Source organism: Arthrobacter sp. NPDC058192 (assembly GCF_042883665.1).
Lineage (GTDB): Bacteria > Actinomycetota > Actinomycetes > Actinomycetales > Micrococcaceae > Arthrobacter.
In genome coordinates this window covers 48,213-66,298 of sequence record NZ_JBHVVJ010000015.1, presented here as the reverse complement: position 1 = coordinate 66,298, position 18,086 = coordinate 48,213, and the positions used below count along the sequence as shown (strand labels likewise).

The window sequence follows — 18,086 nt, the reverse complement described above, 5'->3', positions numbered from 1 at the left end:
CTACTTCCCCGGATGGCCGCCCAGCGAATGCCGCCACGACGGACACGAGCCGACACCTGACGCCCCCGCCCTCGACAGATGTCTATCTGGGGATTTGAAAAACCGCGGAATGACGCGAATCACGCTCCAGGCGCGGCCGACGCACGTGTCGCCTGCCTCACAGCCGGATTTATTCTGGAAGTACGAATCCCCCCGCTAATCCAGGCCCACGAGGCCGCCAGCACTGGAGCCAACAAATGATCATCGGTGTACCCAAAGAGATCAAGAACAACGAGTTCCGCGTCGCCATCACGGCGGCCGGCGTCCACGAATTCCGCACCCACGGCCACGCGGTCCTCGTTGAGCGTGGCGCTGGCCTGGGCTCGGGCATCACGGACGAAGAATACGCCATCGCCGGCGCCGAGATCGTTGCCGAAGCCGACGACGTCTGGGCCCGAGCCGACATGATCATGAAGGTCAAGGAGCCGGTCAAAGCCGAATACCACCGCTTCCGCAAGGGCCTGATCCTCTTCACCTACCTGCACCTGGCCGCCGAGCCGGAACTGACCCAGGAGCTCATCAACTCCGGCGTCACCGCCATCGCCTACGAGACCGTCCAGGAGGGCCGGACCCTGCCCCTGCTGGCCCCGATGTCCGAAGTCGCCGGCCGCCTCTCCGTCCAGGTCGGCGCCACCTCCCTGATGGCCCCGGCCGGCGGCAAAGGCGTGCTGCTTGGCGGCGTCCCCGGCGTCCGCCCGGCCAAGGTCGTTGTCCTGGGCGCCGGCGTCGCCGGCACCAACGCCGCCGCCATGGCCTTGGGCCTCGGCGCCGACGTCACCATCCTGGACATCAACATCAACCGGCTGCGTGAGCTCGACGCCCAGTACCAGGGCCGCCTGAAGACCGTCGCGTCCAACTCCTACGAAATCGAAAAGTCCGTCGTCGACGCCGATCTCGTCATCGGCTCGGTCCTGATCCCCGGCGCCAAGGCCCCCAAGCTCGTCACCAACGAGCTTGTGTCCCGGATGAAGCCCGGCTCCGTACTGGTGGACATCGCCGTGGACCAGGGCGGCTGCTTCGAAGACACCCACCCCACCACCCACCAGGAACCGACGTACAAGGTCCACAACACGATCTTCTACTGCGTGGCCAACATGCCCGGCGCCGTGCCGAACACGTCCACCTACGCCCTGACGAACGTCACCCTGCGCTACGGCGTCGCCCTGGCGAACCTGGGCGTCAAGGCCGCCTTCGAGCGCGACGCGGCCCTCGCATCCGGCCTCAACATCGCCGGCGGCAAGGTGGCGCACCGATCGGTCTCCGAGGCGCACAACCTGCCCCTCGTCGCCGACTGGCACCAGCTGGTCTCCGCGTAGGTTCCACCCCGTCGACTGTTCCCCACCGGCCCTTTTGGACCCACAAAGCGGCGGTTACGGAGCAGTCGATGGGTGTTTAAGGCGATGGGTGCCCTAAAGCGACCTCGCCTGCTCGATGAGCCGCAGCACTTCAACCGGCCCCGCGGGGTCGACCGGCACGGGAAGCGACGAGATTGCTCCGCCGTCGGCGATCTTGGCCGCCAGGATCCGGTAGAACTCCGGGTAGGCGCCGCGTTCGGTGGGCAGCCGGTCCAGATGCCCGTCGCGCCCCAGCAGGCCCGCCCAGTCCGGATCCTCGACGCCGTAATCTTCGTCCAGCGGCCCGCCGCCGGCCACGATGTACGGCTCCTGCGGGTCCACGCCGTGCTTGGTGAAGCCGCCCCCGCTGCCCAGGATGCGGTAGCGCGGCCCCTGCTGGGCGCAGAGCATGTTCATCCAGAGGTGGCTGGTCACCCCGGCGCTGTGCCGCAGGACCACGAAGACGTCGTCATCGGCCTTCTCCCCCGCCCTCCGGACCGACAGCTCCGCGTGCGTCACCGTGGCCGGGCCGAAGAGCTGCAGCGCCTGGTCCAGCAGGTGGGTGCCAAGGTCAAAGAGCACACCGCCGCCCTCGTCGGCGGTCGCGCCCGCCTTCCAGGTTTTGGCGACCTCGGGCGACCAACGCTCGAACCGCGACTCGAATCGGGTCACGGTACCGAGGGCTCCCGTCTCCACGAGGGATTTCACCGTGAGAAAGTCACCGTCCCAGCGCCGGTTCTGGAACACGGTGAGTACCCGGCCAAGGCGCGCGGCGAGATCGATGAGCTCCTGCCCCTCGGCGCTGCGCACGGCGAAGGGTTTGTCGACGACGACGTCGAGGCCGGCTTCCAGCGCCGCCTTCGCCAGGGGGTAGTGGGTGGCCGGCGGCGTGCCGAGCACCACCAGGTCCAGCCCGTCGGCGAGCGACAGGATGTCGGCCGGACTGTCGACGATCCGGGCGGCGGGGTAACTGCCGGCGGCGGCAGACTTCCGGGCGGCGTCGGACGTGGAGATGACGTCCAGCGAAAAGGCCGGGTTTGCGGCGATGAACGGGGCGTGGAAGACGCTGCCCGAGAGGCCGAACCCGGCGACTGCGGTGCGAATGGGCCCACCTGTTTGGTCGATCGCTGAATCGTTGGTCATTTGCCTAGGCTACCGCTCGGGCCGCCGGGCGGGTCCGGCTATCCCCGGCCTACCATCCGCGTGACCAGTTCCCGCCACGTGTCGGCGAGGCGGTCAGGGGAAATCCCGTGCACCCGGACGGAATGCAGCAGCAGCTCAGGTTCCAGCGCCGCGCCGAGGAACGACGCCAGCAGCCACGGGTCCGCCGTCACGCCGGCTTCGCGCAGCAGCATCTCGAGGTGGCGGTGCCAAAGGACGGCCGGCGGGACATCGAAGCGGTTGTAGACCGAGGCCTCGGCGGCCCGGGCCAGCTCCCCGAATTCCAGGACCCAGGAAATACGCGCCGCGCCGACGGCAACCAAGCGGTCCAGGGGCGGTGCCCCGGGGCCCACGGGGGGCGGGCCAAACATGAACCGGCCCTGGAAGTCGGCCTCGGCGCCGCTGAGCAGCGCCATCATCAACCCGGCACGGCTGCCGAAGCGCCGGAAGACGGTCCCCTTCCCCACCCCGGCGCGCTGCGCCAGCCGGTCCATGGTGAGCGCGTCGACGCCGGATTCCTCCACGATTTCCCGGGCGGCGCAGAGCAGGAGCTCACGGTTCCGCGCGGCGTCGCGCCGCTCGGAGTCGGCGGCCGGCCCGGCGGCACGGCTTCCCCCGGACTGGGCACCGGGGCGGATGGGAATGAGGCTCACACCGCTGATTCTAGCCCCCGGGAATATAACCGGACCGCAGTCCGTTTAGCATGGATGAAGGCCCCAAAAGCCTCCACGACAGTCAGCCGGCGGTACCCCTCCCCGGCAACGATGCATAGGAGTCCACATGTCCAAGAAGACCGTCCTCGCCCTCGTCGGCAGCCTGCGCTCAGGCTCCACCAACCAGAAGCTCGCCGAGGCGATCCAGCTCAACGCGCCGGAGCAGGTCGACGTGATCATTCACGAGAGCCTTGGCAACATCCCGTTCTACAACGAGGACATCGACGTCGAAGGCCAGGTGCCCGCAGCGGCCGCCGCCCTGCGCGCCGCAGCCAACGACGCCGACACCATCCTGCTGGTCACGCCGGAACACAACGGCACCGTCCCGGCCTCCCTGAAGAACGCCATCGACTGGCTGTCCCGCCCGTTCGGCGCCGGCGCCCTGTCCGGCAAGCCCACCGCCGTCGTCGGCACCGCTTTTGGCCAGTTCGGCGGCGTTTGGGCCCAGGACGAGGCCCGCAAGGCTGTCGGCATCGCCGGCGCCCAGGTCCTGGAGAACGTCAAACTGGCAGTTCCCGGCTCGATGGTCCGCTTCGCCGAGGTCCACCCGAAGGACGACGCAGAGGTCGTCGAGCAGATCAAGGGCGTCTTCGACGCGCTGGCCGAAGCCCCGGCCGCCGAAGCGGCATAGCCCACGGCACCCCTCAGTTCCATCGGGCCCCCGGCAGCACCGGCTGCCGGGGGCCTTGTGCTTTAAGGGCCGGCCCGCTCAGTGCCCCAGGCTCCTGGCGAAGCGGGCGATTGCCTCCTCCGCGGCGGGGACCGGCCCGAACACTTCGGCCTGCCGGGAGGTATCGGCGACGTACCTGCCGGTCCCGAACCAGCCGAACATCGCGCCCATGTCCTTGACCATCGGGTCGAGCCGCCCGAGCGTGAGGCCAAGGGCGCGGACCAGGCTCGCTGGAACTGCGCGGACGCGAATCTGCGCCGCCACGATCCGCGAGGCGATGTCGGCCACGTCCTGCATGCTGACCGGGCGGTTCCAGCCGATGTCGATGCGTTCGCCGTCGGCGACGTCCGCGTCGACCGCGGCCGCCAGGTAGCCGGCGAGGTCGGCGGTGAGGACGAAGGTCAGCGGAACGGTCTTGGTTCCGAACCACATGAGCCGCTTCTTCGCGAACGGGTCTCCGCCCCTCCGGGCAATCTGGTCGAGGAACGCGCCGGGGCGAAGCGCGACAAACGGCACACCCAGCTCCTCCAGCTTGTCTTCCGCCAGCTTCTTGTGCCAGAAATGCGGGATGTTTGGCGTCTCATCGCAGGTAAGGATGCTGGTCAGGATGAAGCGCCGCACGCCGGTCCGGCCTGCCGCCTGGGCGAGATGGGCGTTGCCGACGGTGTCGATCTCCCGCGCCTGCTTGTCGCGCCGGGTGTAGCCGGCGGCAGTGGTGATTACGGCATCGACGCCGGTCATGGCAGCGACGAGGGAGTCCAGGGCGAGCATGTCGCCCCGGGCAATCCCGACGTTCTTGGCCTCGAGTTTGCTGGCATCCGATCCGGGGCGGACCAAGGCCCGGACCTTCTTGCCCCGGCTCATCAGTTCATCAATGACCTGGCCGCCGAGGTGGCCCGTGCCGCCGACGACGAGGACCGGTTTGGGATCAGTCATATGGTGCTCCCGCTAGCCTTGTTCGGCCGGCCCGCGGCCGCTATTTGAGGAGTTTGGCGGGGAAGGTCGTCCAGCTGCCGTAGAAGTCTGCCTCGGTTTCGGCGGCCAGGTTTTGTTCGAGGGCGTGGAGACGGCCGTACGAAAACGCGTTTTCGCCTTGCGAAAAGGCCTCCACGGCCAGCCGGCGCAGGACCTCGCGCGCAACGACGCTGTCCTGGTGCCGGCCCAAGACCTTCTGGATGCTGTGCGCTGCTTGTTCCAGGCGGCGGGCCTGCTTGGCGTCGACTGTTGAAGCGGCTTCGGCGGCGTAGCGGAGCCGTTTGGCGGCCTTGCGGGCCTCGTGGAGGGATTCGTCGCCGTGGGGGGTTCCGCGGTTGGCCCGGGCCGCCTTCACCGCTTTGCGAAGGCGCTTCCCGTCCTTCCCAATGGCTGCCGCCGCCGACTTGGGCTTCTTGTCGGCCTTGGCCGTCATCGGCGGATCGTTCCGGAACTCGTCGAGGGAATCCAGCAGCCGGAAGTACCGCTCTTGGTCCATCGTCTTGAGCAGGGTGCGGTAATGGTCACCGTAGGCCGCCGAGAGTTCCTCGTTGATGCGGCGGGCGACCGGACCCATGACGAGCTCCTGCGGTTCGGTGGCCAGCAGCTCAAGGAGGCGTTCCTGCATGACCTCGGTGTCCCTGACCTCGCCAAGGACCCCGGCGAGCCACCGCAGCTCTGCGCGCAGGGCGGCAGCGGGCTCGGGTTCGAGCAGGCGCCGTTGCGTGGCCAGCGCCGAGCGCAGCCGCCGGGTGGCCACACGCATCTGGTGCACGGCATCAGGGACGTGGTCGCGGACCTGCGGATCCTGCTCCTGCAGCGCCTGGACCTGTTCGTTCACGTAGGTCCTCAGCATTCGCCCGCCAGTCCCGGCGCGGGTCCGGTCCGGCGGCGCTGCCGGCTCGGGGTTCGAGCGTCCCAGCGCGCGGGCAAGTTTGGAGGCGTGGCCGGCCCGGTGCACGCCGGCGGCGGCGAACTTGTCCTGGACCGCATCGAGCAGGTCCGGGCCGCCGGAGACCAGTTCAACTTCCCACTCCCGCCAGTCATGCCCTGCCCGTCCCGGCAGGAGGGGTTCGGCATGCACGTGGTCATCAGCGATTTCGGCCAACACCGTGTCATCTGCGCCCCGAAGCCGGTGCACGACGCGGCGGGTGCTCAACCTGACCACCGGGACGAGCTTCTTCCCGCGCAGATGCACCCTGATCCGCCGCACAAGGGCCTCGGGAGGAGTGTCCCCAGTGCCGAGGGGCTCCTGCAGCTCCCGCCGGGAATCGGCGTCGTCGAGCGGAAGTTTCAAGTGCCACCCGTCGTCTTCGCCGCCCGAGCGGCGCCGCAGCGTGATGCGGTGTCTTGCCAGCACCAAGTCGGATGAATCGAAGTACTGGGCCTCAAGCAAGTGCTCCACCGGCTCATCAACGCTGCCCACGCCGCGCAGGTTTTGCAGGGGCGGGGTCAGCTCTGGCCGGGGGACATCAAATTTCCGTTCAGTCTCCACACTTTGGGCGGCGTCCATACTGAATTATAGGGCCGCAGGCAACGAATGGACTGGGCCACTAGCCCCGGGGTATCCGAGCCGACAGGAGGAGGAACACCATGACCATCAGGCTCAATAAGACGGCGCTCAATCAGGCCCGTCAGCTCATCAAAGACTCCAGATTCGCACGCGATACCCGTGATGACTGGAGCGAGCACGCCCCCGGCAGCGACCGGGAAAACGCCTACATCGACAAGCACGGCTACGCCGCATACGGGAGTTGGCACTTGGGCGAAGACAGCGAGAAAACGCAAGAGACCAAGGGGCGCTACAGCTTCCCTTTCGGGGACTTCCAGCGGCTGCACCGCTGTGCGATTATCGCCATCGAAAGCCGCGCCGCCCAGAACAACCACGACGACATCGCCGAGGCAGCAAAATCGCTGCTGGCCGAACTCGACAAGGACTGAAGCAGGACTGAAATGAAGCAGGACTGAAGCGGGCCCGGGCAGCTATTCGTCGTGCCCCTGGTCCCGGCTCATCTGGTCCTCGGCCGGAGGCGTCTCCCCGGGCGGCACTCCGCCGCCGGGCTCCAGCCCGGTGATCTTCCCGCTCAGCGGATCCGGGTTGGCCGAACCGGCGGCATCAGTTGTTTCCTCACGCGTGCGGTCCGGATCCGACTGCTCCGCGGCGTCTTCCGCCGCCTGCCGGTCAGGGTTGGCAGGGTCGTTTTCGGGGTGGTAGGTGCTCATGGTTGAACCTTCCGTGTCGTGCCGACTATGGACTATTTGTAAGCATGCTGATAATTCTGGAACCGTCAAGGCCGAGCGAAGGAGCAAACTGATGGGAAGTGGCGCCGGGGCTGCCGAGCCCGGACCCGGACTCGCTCCGCGCCGACCCGTCCGAGGGCGACCAGGACCCGTCCGCCGGCATAGGACGCGGCTAATCCGAGCTTGAAGCACAGGCCCCCGGGGCCCCGAAGGTAGAGGAGTGACGTGGTCGACCGGATAGCAAACATCTGGGGGTCCCGGACCCCGTACGCCCGCGACGGCCTGTGGCCCGTACGCGTGGACCAAGTCCTCGACGACGACGTCGCGGAAGCCGACGTCGACCGCTGGGTGCAGTCCGCCTGTGTGCTGTGCAGCAACGGCTGCGCCTGCGACATCGCCGTCAAGGACGGCGCGATGGTCGGAATCCGTGGCCGTGCGCAAGACTTGGTCAACCACGGCCGGCTGGGACCGAAGGGGCTCTTCGCCAGCAGGCAGGGCGTGTCCAACAGGGACCGCCTGACAAGGCCCCTGGTCCGGGACAACGGGCAGCTGGTCGAATGTGACTGGGACACGGCGATGCGCCGGATCGTGGACCGGAGTCGAAGCCTGCTGGCTGAGCGTGGCCCGCTCAGCCACGGCTTCTACACCAGCGGACAGCTTTTCCTCGAGGAGTACTACGCCCTGGCCATCATTGGAAAGGGAGGGATTGGCACCCCGCACATGGACGGAAACACCCGGCTGTGCACCGCCACGGCGGCGGCGGCCATGAAGGAGTCATTCGGCGCTGACGGGCAGCCCGGATCCTATACCGACGTCGACAGCTGTGACGCGCTGTTCCTCTACGGCCACAACATGGCCGAGACACAGACCGTGCTCTGGTCCCGCGTCCTGGACCGAATCGCGGGCCCGGACCGGCCCAAAATCGTGTGCGTGGATCCGCGCGATACGGAAGTCGCACGCCACGCCGACGTCCACCTCGCCATCCGGCCCGGCACCAACCTGGCACTGCTGCACGCCCTGGTCCGCGAAGTCCTCGCCCAGGGCTGGGAGAATGCCGGCTACATCCGCGACCACACCCGCGGCCTGGACGATCTCCGGGAGGCAGTCGAGCCGTGGACGGCCGAGGCGGCGGCCGCCACGTGCGGGGTCCCGGCTGCGGACATCCGGGAGGCGGCGCGGATCTTCGGCACCTCGGACCGGATCGTTTCCACCGTGCTGCAGGGCTTCTACCAGTCCTCCCAGGCCACGGCCGCGTCCTGCCAGGTCAACAACCTGCATCTGCTGCGCGGAATGCTGGGCCGGCCAGGGTGCGGGGTCCTCCAGATGAACGGCCAGCCCACCGCCCAAAACAACAGGGAATGCGGCGCCGACGGCGACCTGCCGGGCTTCCGCAACTGGGAAAATCCCGATCACATCAAGGAACTGGCCCGGCTCTGGGACGTGGACCGGATGACCATCCCGGACTGGGCACCGCCCACCCACGCCATGCAGATCTTCCGATACGCCGAACAGGGATCCATCAACTTTCTGTGGATCTCCGCCACGAACCCGGCCGTGTCCATGCCCCAACTTCCCCGCATTCGGGACATCCTGTCCAAACCCGAACTCTTCCTCGTCGTCCAAGACCTCTACCTCACCGAAACCGCACAATACGCGGACGTGGTGTTGCCGGCGGCGGCCTGGGGCGAAAAAACCGGAACGTTCACCAACGTCAACCGCGTCGTGCACCTATCGGATAAGGCCGTCGACCCGCCAGGCGAGGCCCGGAGCGACCTGGAGATCTTCCTGGACTACTCCCGCAGAATGGAATTCGCCACGCTGGCAGGCGGCCCGCTGCTGGACTGGACCGGACCCGAGGACGCCTTCGAGGCCTGGAAAAACTGCTCCCGCGGACGGCCGTGCGACTACACCGGCATCACCTACGACCGGCTGCGCGGCGGCAGCGGCATCCCCTGGCCCTGCAATGACGAGCATCCGGAGGGAACAGACCGGCTCTACGGCGACGGCGTTTTCCCCACAGATCCGGATTACTGTGAAAGCTACGGCCACGACCTCCTGACCGGTGCAACGGTGGGGGCCCAGGCTTTCCGCGCGCAGGGGCCCGGCGGTCGGGCCCTGCTCAAGGCCGCCCCGTTCCACCCTCCCCACGAGGAGCCCGACGAGGACCATCCACTCCGGTATACGACCGGCCGCACGGCGTACCACTTCCACACGCGCACCAAGACAGGCCGCTCCCGGCCGCTCAACAGGGCGGCACCGCGGGCCTGGGTGGAGCTGGCCCGGGAGGACGCAGACCGGCTCGGAATCTCCGAAGGCGACCTGGTCCGGGTAACCTCCCGCCGGGGCAGGATCGAGGTGCCCGCGCGGGTCAGCGGCATCGCCCCGGGGACAGTGTTCGCCCCGTTCCATTACGGCTACTGGGAAACCGGCGGCACGCCCGGTCCCCACCCGACGGCTGCGAACGAACTGACCCTCACCGAATGGGACCCAGTATCCAAGCAGCCGATGTTCAAGAACGCGGCGGTGGCCGTGGAAAAGATCGGCGATGCCACAGGACCGGCCCCCGCCCCGACCACGACGGCGTCCCGGCCCGCCCCGGCTTCCGGCGCGGCCCAGGTCCCGGCCACGCACGGTGGCGCCTACGCCCAAGCCACGGAAATGCCCGGCGTCGAACCGGCACCCCGGTTCCCTGACGCCCGGGAGGGACGACAGTCATGAATTTGAAGATCTATCTGGGCATGCTCCACCAAGCGGAACAGACCCTGGCCGAATCGTTCCGCCAGGTTGCCGAGGGCCACGGCGCCGAACCGGACGTCCACTTTCTGTGCCGCACCCTGGCGGGGCAGTGTGACCGGCACGGGGAACTCCTGCATCCCGTCGTGCAGCGCTACGGCGAAAGCCGTGAGGACAACGAGCCGGAGCGACTCCACGCGGAGGGCCTGTCCACCACCCGCGAGGGGCCCGTGGGGCTCCTGCGCGACCTGCAGGACCTTTACCTGCTGGCAAGCCTCGTGGACATCACCTGGACGATGGTCAAACAGGCCGGCTCCGCGCTGCGCGATAAGGAATTGCTCGAGGTTGTGGCGAAATGCGATGCCGAAACGGCCACCCAACTGCGCTGGCTGCAGACCCGAATGAAACAGGCCGCACCCCAGGCCCTCGTCGCGGCGCGCTGAGAACCGCTCACGCCCCGGTGTCTGCGAACCGGTCCGTCGTGGTTTCCAGGAGCAGGTTCTCGAGTGCGCGCAGTTGTTCCGTTGCCCTATCCAGCAGATGGGCGACCTTGTCCTGCGGGATCCGCCTGTCGGTGCGGGACAGAATAATGAGTGTCTTCCAGAGCAGTGACTTGCCGGTGACGGCAGTAATGAGGGCCTCGAGCTCAAGATGTCCGGCTGCACCGCTCCTGCCGTGCAGCGGGTTAAGCGGGTCAAGGGACGCCAGGTGCGCGCTGATCCAGGCAAACGGCTTCTTGTAGGCGGGGATGGCCAAGCCAAGCTCCTCGGCGATGCGGTAAAGGGCCGCTTTGTCCGCGCCCACTTCTCCCGTGAGCCGGGTGAGGGTCTCGCCGTGCGGTGTGTCCTTCCAGGCCTTAGACGCCTGCTCGAAGAGACGCTCGCCAGCTGCCGCGGCGATCAAATGACTGTGCAGGTACGCTCCCAACGAACGCTCGCCGGTGGTGCCGTTCCCGCGCTGTTCCGCATTCATGGTCATGCCCTTTCGTAACGATGGTGTCTGCTGCGGAGCGGGCGCATTAGTCGCCGGGGGCAGTATCGGTGGTCAGGCCCCGTGAGTCCGGAGTCTCCTTGTCCTGCTCCTCAGCCGGACCGGTGGCCTTGGTCGAAGCATCGGTACTGTCACTGGGACCGGATGGTGCGCCCGCCGTCGTTTCGCCACCATCCGGTGCATCCTTGGGCACGGGAGGGGCCCCGTCCTGTACGCCGTCGTGTACGTCTTCTTCAGTCCCGTTCTGTTCAGCGCTCATGACTTCTCCAGATTCTTTGGCAGGCAACGTTCCCCTCACGCTAACAATGCATCACCGGAAAGGTAAGGGGCAGCGCGACAACCGGAGCCCGGCTCTGTCTCAGGCGTCGGGTCCGCTTGCCCTGACAGGATGGAGGTGTTGCTATGGGTCACGGACCGTGTCCCTGATAGTTTCCAACGAAGCGGAGGACTTACTGATGAGCCACCCGGACCACACGCCAGCCGGCGGAACGCGCAGCCCTGCTGACGAGGAACCCGGGCAGGAGGAGCCGACGCTCGACCCCGGGTTGGCCCTGGTGGACCGCTGGTGGCGGGCTGCGAACTACCTGTCCGTGGGGCAGATCTACCTGAGGTCCAACCCGCTCCTGCGCAGGCCCCTTCAGGCTGACGACACGAAGTCGCGCCTGCTGGGACACTGGGGAACAACCCCGGGCCTCAACTTCGTCTACGCCCATCTCAACCGCGTCATCCGCCGGGACGGGCAGGAGATGCTGTTCATCGCCGGCCCTGGCCACGGGGGTCCCGCGGTGGTGGCCAACGCTTGGCTGGAGGGCACGTATTCGGAGACCTACGATCATGTCGGCGACGACGAGCGCGGCCTGGCAGAGCTCTTCCGGCAGTTCTCCTACCCGGGCGGCGTGCCCAGCCACGCGGCCCCCGAGACGCCCGGATCCATCAGTGAAGGCGGAGAGCTCGGATATTCACTCGCGCACGCCTACGGGTCGGTCTTCGACAACCCGCAGCTGATTACCGCCGTCGTGATCGGTGACGGCGAAGCCGAAACCGGGCCGCTGGCGGCCAGCTGGCACTCGCACAATTTCCTGGATCCCGTGGCGGACGGCGCCGTGCTGCCCATCCTGCACCTGAACGGCTACAAAATCGCCAATCCGACCATCCTCGCCCGGATGCCGGAACGCCAGCTCGAGCAGTTGCTCCGCGGCTACGGCCACGAGCCGCATTTTGTGTCCGTGGACGATCCGGGGGACACCGCCAAGGCGCACCGCGACTTCGCCGCCGTTCTGGACAATTGCCTTGCCGAAATCCGTGCCATTCAGGCCGAGCGCCGCACTGCAGCAGACGATGGGGCGTCAAACAACGCCCCGAACGACGCCGATGCCGCGCGGTGGCCGATGATCGTGCTGCGTTCGCCCAAAGGCTGGACCGGTCCCCGCACAGTGGATGGCCAGCAGGTTGAGGGCACATGGCGAAGCCACCAAGTGCCTTTGTCCGAGGTCCGCACCAACCCTGAGCACCTTGCCCAGCTGGAAAGCTGGCTGACGTCCTACTGTCCGGCTGAACTCTTTGACGAACACGGCAGGCTTCGGCCTGATGTCGCGGCGAACGCCCCAACCGGCGGCCTGCGGATGAGCGCGACGCCGCACGCCAACGGCGGAGCGCTGCTGCGCTCCCTGGCCTTGCCGGACTACGCCGGACACGCCGTCGAGGTCGGCACGCCGGGAGCTGACCGGGTCAGTCCCATGGTCACCCTGGGGGGCTGGCTCCGCGACGTGATCTCGGACAACCCGGACAATTTCCTGCTGTTCGGCCCGGACGAAACGGCATCGAACCGGCTGCAAGATGTGTTCGACGTGTCGGATAAGGTGTGGGAGTCCCGGATCGAGGACGTCGACGAGCATCTGGCCCGGGCCGGCCGGGTGCGGGAGGTCCTCAGCGAACACCTGTGCCAGGGATGGCTTGAGGGGTATCTGCTGACCGGCCGGCACGGCATCTTCAACTGCTACGAGGCGTTCATCCACATCGTCGATTCGATGTTCAACCAGCACGCCAAGTGGCTCAAGGTCCATCGCGATCTGCCGTGGCGGCGGCCCGTCGCATCACTGAATTACCTGCTCTCCTCGCACGTGTGGCAGCAGGACCACAACGGGTTTTCGCACCAGGACCCCGGTTTCATTGACCATGCTGTCAACAAGAAAGCCGAGATCATCCGGGTGTACCTGCCCCCGGACGCGAACACCCTCCTGGCCGTCATGGACCACTGCCTGCGATCCCGGGATTACGTCAACATCGTGGTCAGCGGCAAACAACCATCGCCTACCTGGCTCACCCCGGCCGAAGCAGAGCACCACAGCCGGCGGGGGCTGGGCATCTGGGACTTCGCCGGCACGGAAATCCCAGGTGAGGAGCCCGACGTCGTTCTGGCCTGCGCGGGCGACGTCCCAACCATCGAAACAGTCGCGGCGGCACGCCTCCTCGCGGACGGCGTCCCGGACCTGTTGATCAGGGTGGTCAACGTGGTGGACCTGATGCGGCTCCAGGCAGACAGCGAGCACCCCCACGGACTCGCCGTACGTGACTTCGAGGGGATCTTCACAGCTGACAGGCCGATCATCTTCGCCTACCACGGCTATCCCGCGCTGATCCACCGGCTCACGTACCGGCACGGCAGCCAGGAGCGGCTCCATGTGCGCGGGTACACGGAAGAGGGCACCACCACGACGCCTTTCGACATGGCCATGCTCAACGGCATCGACCGTTTTCAGCTGGCCATCGACGTCATCGACCGGGTGGAGGGGCTGCGCGAGCGGCATTCACTGCTGCGCCAGTCGCTGCAGGACCGGCGGATGGAGGCACGGGACCATACCCGCGAGCACGGCGAGGACCCGGAGGAGATCCGGGACTGGACGCTGGCCTGACGGTGCCGTCACCCGGCCCGGCCGGCGGCGCCGTCGGCAGCCCGGGGCGATGTGGAAACAATCGTTGCCTCTCGGACAACACGGGTAGTACTCTAGGCTTTGTGACCCACGAAACACTTGATGCCGCCGCAGCAGTCCTTCCGGCCGAGGCCATTGACGCAATCGAACGTGCGGCTACGTCCGCCCACCGCCACGAGATCCTCTTCTCGGAGCGCGCAGCCAACATCAAGCAGTCGGCAGTCCGGGATGTCTTCGACATCTCGATGCGCCCCGGCCTCGTTTCCCTCGCCGGCGGCAGCCCCTACCTGCAGTCCTTGCCGCTGGAGCGCCTGGGCCGTACTGCCGAGAAGATCATCGCCGAACAGGGAATGACCGCCCTCCAGTACGGCGGCGGCCAAGGCACCGAGGAGCTCCGCGGCCAGATCTGCGAGGTCATGGCCGCCGAAGGGATCCTCGACGCCGACCCCGCGAACATCGTGATCACCGCCGGCTCGCAGTCCGCACAGGACGTGGCCACCAAGGTCTTCTGCAACCCGGGCGACGTTGTGCTGGTGGAGGACCCGACGTACGTCGGCGCCCTTAACACCTTCGAGGCCTATCAGGTGGGGGTCGAGACCGTGCCGATGGACGGGGACGGCATCATCCCGGACCTGCTGGAGGCCAAAATCGCCGCCCTCCAGACCGCGGGCAAGAGCATCAAGTTCCTCTACACCATCCCCAGCTTCAACAACCCCTCAGGCATCACCCTCTCGCCGGAACGCCGGCAGGCAGTCGTTGATATATGCCGTCGTGCGAATATATTGGTGCTGGAGGACAATCCTTACGGCCTTCTGCGTTTCGACGGCAAGCCGCTGACCCCCCTGCGGGCTGCCAACCCGGACGACGTGATCTACATGGGCTCGTTCTCGAAGATCTTCGCCCCGGGACTGCGGATCGGCTGGGCCCTCGTCCCGGCCCACCTGCAGCGCCGCTACTACCTGGCGTCGGAGGCGGTCACCTTGTGCCCGCCGACGCTCAACCAGATGCTGGTCTCCGCCTACCTTCGCGACTACGACTGGCGGGGCCAGATCGAGACGTACCGCGGGCTGTACCAGGAACGCTGCGACGCCATGCTGGCGGCCCTGGCGGAATTCATGCCCGACGGGCTGAGCTGGACGCGCCCCGAGGGCGGCTTCTTCGTCTGGGTCACGCTGCCCGAGGGGGTGGACACCTACCCACTGCTGAAGAAGGCGATCGACGCGGGCGTGGTCTTCATTCCGGGAGCGGCATTCACCCATTCGGACGACCCCTCGAACAAGATTCGGCTGGCCTTCAGCGCGGTGCCGCCCGAAGCGATCCGCGAGGGCGTACGACGGCTCGCCCCTGTCCTGCAGGAAGCCATCGCCGCCCGGTAGCCCGGACGCCGGATCCATACAGAACTGCCCTACTTACCGAACAGCCACACTTACCTAACAGCCGAACTTACCGAACAGCTGAACTTACTGAAAAGAGGAGCGGTCCATGACTGGAATTATCGTTGTCGGCGTCGACGGCAGTGAGACGGCGCTGCGGGCAGCGCACACCGCGCGTGACCTCGCGGCGTCCATGGGGGCCACGCTCCACGTGGTCAGCGCCTTCGACAGCGACCGGACTGAGGTCTTCGGCAGCGGCAGTGACCAGTGGATCGTGTCCGACGCCGGCAACGCGGAGAAAGTCGCGCGGACGGTGGCCGACGGCCTGCGCAGTCCAGACACCACTGTCACCTACGCGGCTGCCCGCGGCAAGCCCGCCGAGGCCTTGATCCGGGAAGCCGAACGGACCGGTGCCCGGATGATCGTGGTAGGCAACCGGCGCATGCAGGGGATCGGCCGCGTCCTGGGCAGCGTTGCGAACAGCGTGGCCCACGGCGCCCCGTGCGACGTCTACATCGCCAAAACCGACGCCGACTAGGCTGGCTCTGCGGCCTTCAGTTTCCGGCGCAGGATTTTTCCTGAGGAGGACTTCGGCACGGTTTCGATGAACTCCACGCGGCGGACCTTCTTGAACGGCGCCACCTTGGCGGCCACAAAGGCCGTGACGGCGGCCTCGTCCAGTTCGTCGCCCTCCGGTCCGGGCTGGCGGACGACGAACGCCAACGGGACTTCCTGGCCATCGGCGTCGAGCGATCCGATCACGGCGGCGTCGGCAATGCCGGGGTGGGTCAGGAGCAGTGCCTCAAGCTCTGCCGGGGCGATCTGGTAGCCCTTGTACTTGATCAGTTCCTTGAGCCGGTCCACGATCGTCACGACGCCGTCAGCCCGCACCGTGGCGATGTCGCCTGTGCGCAGGAAGCCCTGGGCGTCCAGGGCGTCCGCGGTTTCCTGCGGCTGGTTCAGATACCCGAGCATCACGTTCGGCCCGCGGCACAGCAGGTGGCCGGGCGCGCTGGTTCCTTCCGCGGGAACCACGATGTCCGCCCCCGTGGCCGGATCCACGAGGCGGCACTGCATATTGGGCACCGTGTACCCCACCGAACTGACCGGAAGGTCCCCCGCGGTGCACGGGATCAGGTGCGACACCGGGCTCATTTCGGTCATACCGTAGCCCTGCAGAACCCGGCACCGGAGGCGTTCGGCCAGGCGGGCGCCCAGCTCCCCGTCCAACGGCGCAGCACCGGAAAGGGCGGTGTGCACCGAGCTAAGGTCGTACTCCGCGACCAGCGGGCTCTTAGTCAGCGCCACCGCCACCGGCGGGGCGATAAACAGGTAGCTGCACCGGTGCTCCTGGATGATGCCGAGGAACTCGGGGAGCTCGAACCGGGGCATCGTGACGAGCCTGGCCCGCTGGCGCAGCGCCAGGTTCAGCAGCACCGTCAGGCCGTAAATGTGGAAGAACGGGAGCAACGCCAGCAGCCGGTCGTCGGGTCCGACGCCGAGCAGCCCCCTGGACTGTTCCACGTTGGCGACCAGGTTCCGGTGGCTGAGCATGACGCCCTTGGGCCGGCCGGTGGTGCCGGACGAGTACGGCAGCACGGCCACATGGGTGGCGGGATCGAAGGAGATGCGCGGCGCCGGCGCAGCCGCCGCCAGCAAGTCACCCAGCGAGGGGTGTCCGTCGGCGCCGTCGAGCACCACGAGCCGGTCCGCGGGAATCCCGGTCCGTTCGGCAGCCTCCCGCGCGGCGGGCAGCAGGGCCGAGACGGTGAACAGCCAGTCCGCGCCGGCGTCGGTCAGCTGGCTGGCGATCTCGTCCGCCGTGTACAGCGAGTTGATCGTGGTCACTGTCGCGCCGGCCCGCAGCAGGCCGTGAAAGACCGTGGCAAAGGCGGGGATGTTGGGGCACAGGATAGCTGCCACGCCGTGCACTCCGAGGCCCCGGGCCGCGACGGCACCGGCAAGGGCATCAATCTGTCCGCGCAGCGCACGATAGGTGGTTTCCGCGCCGCTGGTGCCGTCGACGATGGCGACGCGGTCCAGATCCTCCTCCCCCAGTCCGCCGAAGAGGTAGTCGTAGATGCCGAGGTCGGGAATATCAACGTCGGGGTAGGGGCCTGTGAACACGCAACATCTCCTTTGATCCGCGACCGCCGGGCTGGACGGCTGGTGCCACTCTAGTGCCGCGGTGAGTCTCCGGCACAGGACGGCGCGGCTTAACTGGCTGCCGGGCTTGACGAGCATCACCCCCTTCCGTGGGCAGCCTCACCGGCAGATGGCGGTTCCGGACAGGACCGGCTCGGTAAAATGGGAACTGCCCTGCGATGGTGCGGACATCCAAGAATCCACCTACCAGGGGGAACCCCATGATCACTCTTCAGCGCCGGCAAATGGTCGGCCACGACATCCTGCTCGCCCGCCACGGCAACCACATCAGCACCATGCGGGTGGACCGCAGCGCCGGGCGCGTGGTCGCTTTCCTGGACGACGGATCAACCGACAGCGCCCCCAACCTGATCGCGCCGGGCCTGCGCATGCCCGACACCTTCCGCAGTGTTCTCCGCGAGGACTGGAAGTTCCTCACCGGGGTCAGCGCGCTCGGCGTGGCCCTGAGCGGCCTGGCGCTTGCCGCCTCCACCGCCCTCGCCGGACTCAGCAGCGATCCCGCCGTGGCCCAGCTGCTGACCACTTACTCGGGATACTAGGCCACCGCCGGGCGCCACAGCCCGATAACTGCCGGAACCCCGCCGCTGAACACTTCAGCGGCGGGGTTCCGTTTTTGCCTGTTGACCGCGGCACGGGTCCAACGCTCCGTCCCAGTTGCCGGCCGCGGGACGTCGCGGCGGCCGGGGAAACCGCGGTATCCCGCGGGTGCGGGGCTGCGGATGCCGAAGTAACTGGGAAGGAACGCTGCGGGCTGCGGTCTGCGG

General features: G+C 67.5%; 17 protein-coding genes. 9 read left to right on the top strand and 8 right to left on the bottom strand.

Annotation, left to right across the window (positions count from 1 at the left end; all coding sequences use genetic code 11):
- Positions 1–236: 236 nt before the first annotated feature.
- On the top strand, positions 237–1,355 hold the full coding sequence (gene ald / locus ACFVVK_RS15380) for an alanine dehydrogenase (protein WP_390268617.1): 1,119 nt from the start codon (positions 237–239) through the stop codon (positions 1,353–1,355).
- A gap of 93 nt (positions 1,356–1,448) precedes the next feature.
- Here the strand turns inward: ald and ACFVVK_RS15375 are convergent, their stop codons facing one another.
- A complete protein-coding gene (locus tag ACFVVK_RS15375) occupies positions 1,449–2,516 on the bottom strand; it encodes a Gfo/Idh/MocA family oxidoreductase (RefSeq protein WP_390268614.1) in 1,068 nt (355 codons plus the stop codon).
- 38 nt (positions 2,517–2,554) lie between these two features.
- Positions 2,555–3,187 carry a TetR/AcrR family transcriptional regulator gene (locus ACFVVK_RS15370; RefSeq protein ID WP_390268611.1) on the bottom strand — a complete coding sequence of 211 codons (633 nt, stop codon included), beginning with the start codon at positions 3,185–3,187 and terminating at the stop codon, positions 2,555–2,557.
- Between the two features lie 127 nt (positions 3,188–3,314).
- On the opposite strand from ACFVVK_RS15370, the gene ACFVVK_RS15365 reads away from it, so the two are divergent.
- A complete protein-coding gene (locus ACFVVK_RS15365) occupies positions 3,315–3,878 on the top strand; it encodes an NAD(P)H-dependent oxidoreductase (protein ID WP_390268608.1) in 564 nt (187 codons plus the stop codon).
- Between the two features lie 78 nt (positions 3,879–3,956).
- Here the strand turns inward: ACFVVK_RS15365 and ACFVVK_RS15360 are convergent, their stop codons facing one another.
- On the bottom strand, positions 3,957–4,853 hold the full coding sequence (locus tag ACFVVK_RS15360; RefSeq protein ID WP_390268605.1) for an SDR family oxidoreductase: 897 nt from the start codon (positions 4,851–4,853) through the stop codon (positions 3,957–3,959).
- A gap of 40 nt (positions 4,854–4,893) precedes the next feature.
- On the bottom strand, positions 4,894–6,402 hold the full coding sequence (locus tag ACFVVK_RS15355; protein ID WP_390268602.1) for a CHAD domain-containing protein: 1,509 nt from the start codon (positions 6,400–6,402) through the stop codon (positions 4,894–4,896).
- Between the two features lie 80 nt (positions 6,403–6,482).
- Between ACFVVK_RS15355 and ACFVVK_RS15350 the strand changes: the two genes are divergently transcribed.
- Positions 6,483–6,830 (top strand): hypothetical protein, encoded by a 348-nt coding sequence (locus tag ACFVVK_RS15350; RefSeq protein WP_390268600.1) that lies wholly within the window; start codon positions 6,483–6,485, stop codon positions 6,828–6,830.
- A 42-nt stretch (positions 6,831–6,872) separates the two neighbouring features.
- Here ACFVVK_RS15350 and ACFVVK_RS15345 read toward each other — a convergent pair whose 3' ends face one another.
- Positions 6,873–7,112 (bottom strand): DUF6480 family protein, encoded by a 240-nt coding sequence (locus tag ACFVVK_RS15345; protein WP_390268597.1) that lies wholly within the window; start codon positions 7,110–7,112, stop codon positions 6,873–6,875.
- Positions 7,113–7,355: 243 nt separating this feature from the next.
- On the opposite strand from ACFVVK_RS15345, the gene ACFVVK_RS15340 reads away from it, so the two are divergent.
- Positions 7,356–9,848: a molybdopterin oxidoreductase family protein gene (locus tag ACFVVK_RS15340; RefSeq protein ID WP_390268594.1), complete on the top strand. Its 2,493-nt coding sequence runs from the start codon at positions 7,356–7,358 to the stop codon at positions 9,846–9,848.
- Positions 9,845–10,306, top strand: a complete 462-nt coding sequence (locus ACFVVK_RS15335; RefSeq protein ID WP_390268591.1) for a hypothetical protein — start codon at positions 9,845–9,847, stop codon at positions 10,304–10,306. Before ACFVVK_RS15340 ends, ACFVVK_RS15335 begins: the two co-directional genes overlap by 4 nt.
- A 7-nt stretch (positions 10,307–10,313) precedes the next feature.
- On the opposite strand, the gene ACFVVK_RS15330 is transcribed toward ACFVVK_RS15335, so the two are convergent.
- Entirely contained in the window at positions 10,314–10,841 is a 528-nt protein-coding gene (locus ACFVVK_RS15330; protein WP_390268588.1) for a hypothetical protein, read from the bottom strand.
- A 40-nt stretch (positions 10,842–10,881) separates the two neighbouring features.
- The gene (locus ACFVVK_RS15325; protein WP_390268585.1) at positions 10,882–11,112 is read right to left on the bottom strand and encodes a hypothetical protein; all 231 of its coding nucleotides are present in this window, start codon (positions 11,110–11,112) and stop codon (positions 10,882–10,884) included.
- 196 nt (positions 11,113–11,308) lie between these two features.
- On the opposite strand from ACFVVK_RS15325, the gene ACFVVK_RS15320 reads away from it, so the two are divergent.
- The 3 genes from ACFVVK_RS15320 (at position 11,309) to ACFVVK_RS15310 (ending at position 15,694) form a co-directional block, all read left to right on the top strand.
- Complete coding sequence (locus tag ACFVVK_RS15320) at positions 11,309–13,765, top strand: phosphoketolase (protein ID WP_390268582.1); 2,457 nt, start codon at positions 11,309–11,311, stop codon at positions 13,763–13,765.
- Between the two features lie 101 nt (positions 13,766–13,866).
- Entirely contained in the window at positions 13,867–15,159 is a 1,293-nt protein-coding gene (locus ACFVVK_RS15315; RefSeq protein ID WP_390268579.1) for a PLP-dependent aminotransferase family protein, read from the top strand.
- A gap of 106 nt (positions 15,160–15,265) precedes the next feature.
- On the top strand, positions 15,266–15,694 hold the full coding sequence (locus ACFVVK_RS15310) for a universal stress protein (RefSeq protein WP_390268576.1): 429 nt from the start codon (positions 15,266–15,268) through the stop codon (positions 15,692–15,694).
- Here the strand turns inward: ACFVVK_RS15310 and ACFVVK_RS15305 are convergent.
- Complete coding sequence (locus ACFVVK_RS15305; protein ID WP_390268573.1) at positions 15,691–17,283, bottom strand: AMP-binding protein; 1,593 nt, start codon at positions 17,281–17,283, stop codon at positions 15,691–15,693. The genes ACFVVK_RS15310 and ACFVVK_RS15305 overlap by 4 nt on opposite strands.
- 239 nt (positions 17,284–17,522) lie before the next feature.
- Here ACFVVK_RS15305 and ACFVVK_RS15300 point away from each other — a divergent pair, with 239 nt between their 5' ends.
- Positions 17,523–17,861: a hypothetical protein gene (locus ACFVVK_RS15300; RefSeq protein ID WP_390268570.1), complete on the top strand. Its 339-nt coding sequence runs from the start codon at positions 17,523–17,525 to the stop codon at positions 17,859–17,861.
- Positions 17,862–18,086 lie beyond the last annotated feature (225 nt).

Excerpts from the sequence above, each read along its gene's own strand:
- ald (WP_390268617.1), top strand. The coding sequence starts at position 237 with ATGATCATCGGTGTACCCAAAGAGATCAAGAACAACGAGTTCCGCGTC.
- ACFVVK_RS15375 (WP_390268614.1), bottom strand. The coding sequence starts at position 2,516 with ATGACCAACGATTCAGCGATCGACCAAACAGGTGGGCCCATTCGCACC.
- ACFVVK_RS15365 (WP_390268608.1), top strand. The coding sequence starts at position 3,315 with ATGTCCAAGAAGACCGTCCTCGCCCTCGTCGGCAGCCTGCGCTCAGGC.
- ACFVVK_RS15360 (WP_390268605.1), bottom strand. The coding sequence starts at position 4,853 with ATGACTGATCCCAAACCGGTCCTCGTCGTCGGCGGCACGGGCCACCTC.
- ACFVVK_RS15355 (WP_390268602.1), bottom strand. The coding sequence starts at position 6,402 with ATGGACGCCGCCCAAAGTGTGGAGACTGAACGGAAATTTGATGTCCCC.
- ACFVVK_RS15350 (WP_390268600.1), top strand. The coding sequence starts at position 6,483 with ATGACCATCAGGCTCAATAAGACGGCGCTCAATCAGGCCCGTCAGCTC.
- ACFVVK_RS15345 (WP_390268597.1), bottom strand. The coding sequence starts at position 7,112 with ATGAGCACCTACCACCCCGAAAACGACCCTGCCAACCCTGACCGGCAG.
- ACFVVK_RS15335 (WP_390268591.1), top strand. The coding sequence starts at position 9,845 with ATGAATTTGAAGATCTATCTGGGCATGCTCCACCAAGCGGAACAGACC.
- ACFVVK_RS15330 (WP_390268588.1), bottom strand. The coding sequence starts at position 10,841 with ATGACCATGAATGCGGAACAGCGCGGGAACGGCACCACCGGCGAGCGT.
- ACFVVK_RS15325 (WP_390268585.1), bottom strand. The coding sequence starts at position 11,112 with ATGAGCGCTGAACAGAACGGGACTGAAGAAGACGTACACGACGGCGTA.
- ACFVVK_RS15320 (WP_390268582.1), top strand. The coding sequence starts at position 11,309 with ATGAGCCACCCGGACCACACGCCAGCCGGCGGAACGCGCAGCCCTGCT.
- ACFVVK_RS15310 (WP_390268576.1), top strand. The coding sequence starts at position 15,266 with ATGACTGGAATTATCGTTGTCGGCGTCGACGGCAGTGAGACGGCGCTG.
- ACFVVK_RS15300 (WP_390268570.1), top strand. The coding sequence starts at position 17,523 with ATGATCACTCTTCAGCGCCGGCAAATGGTCGGCCACGACATCCTGCTC.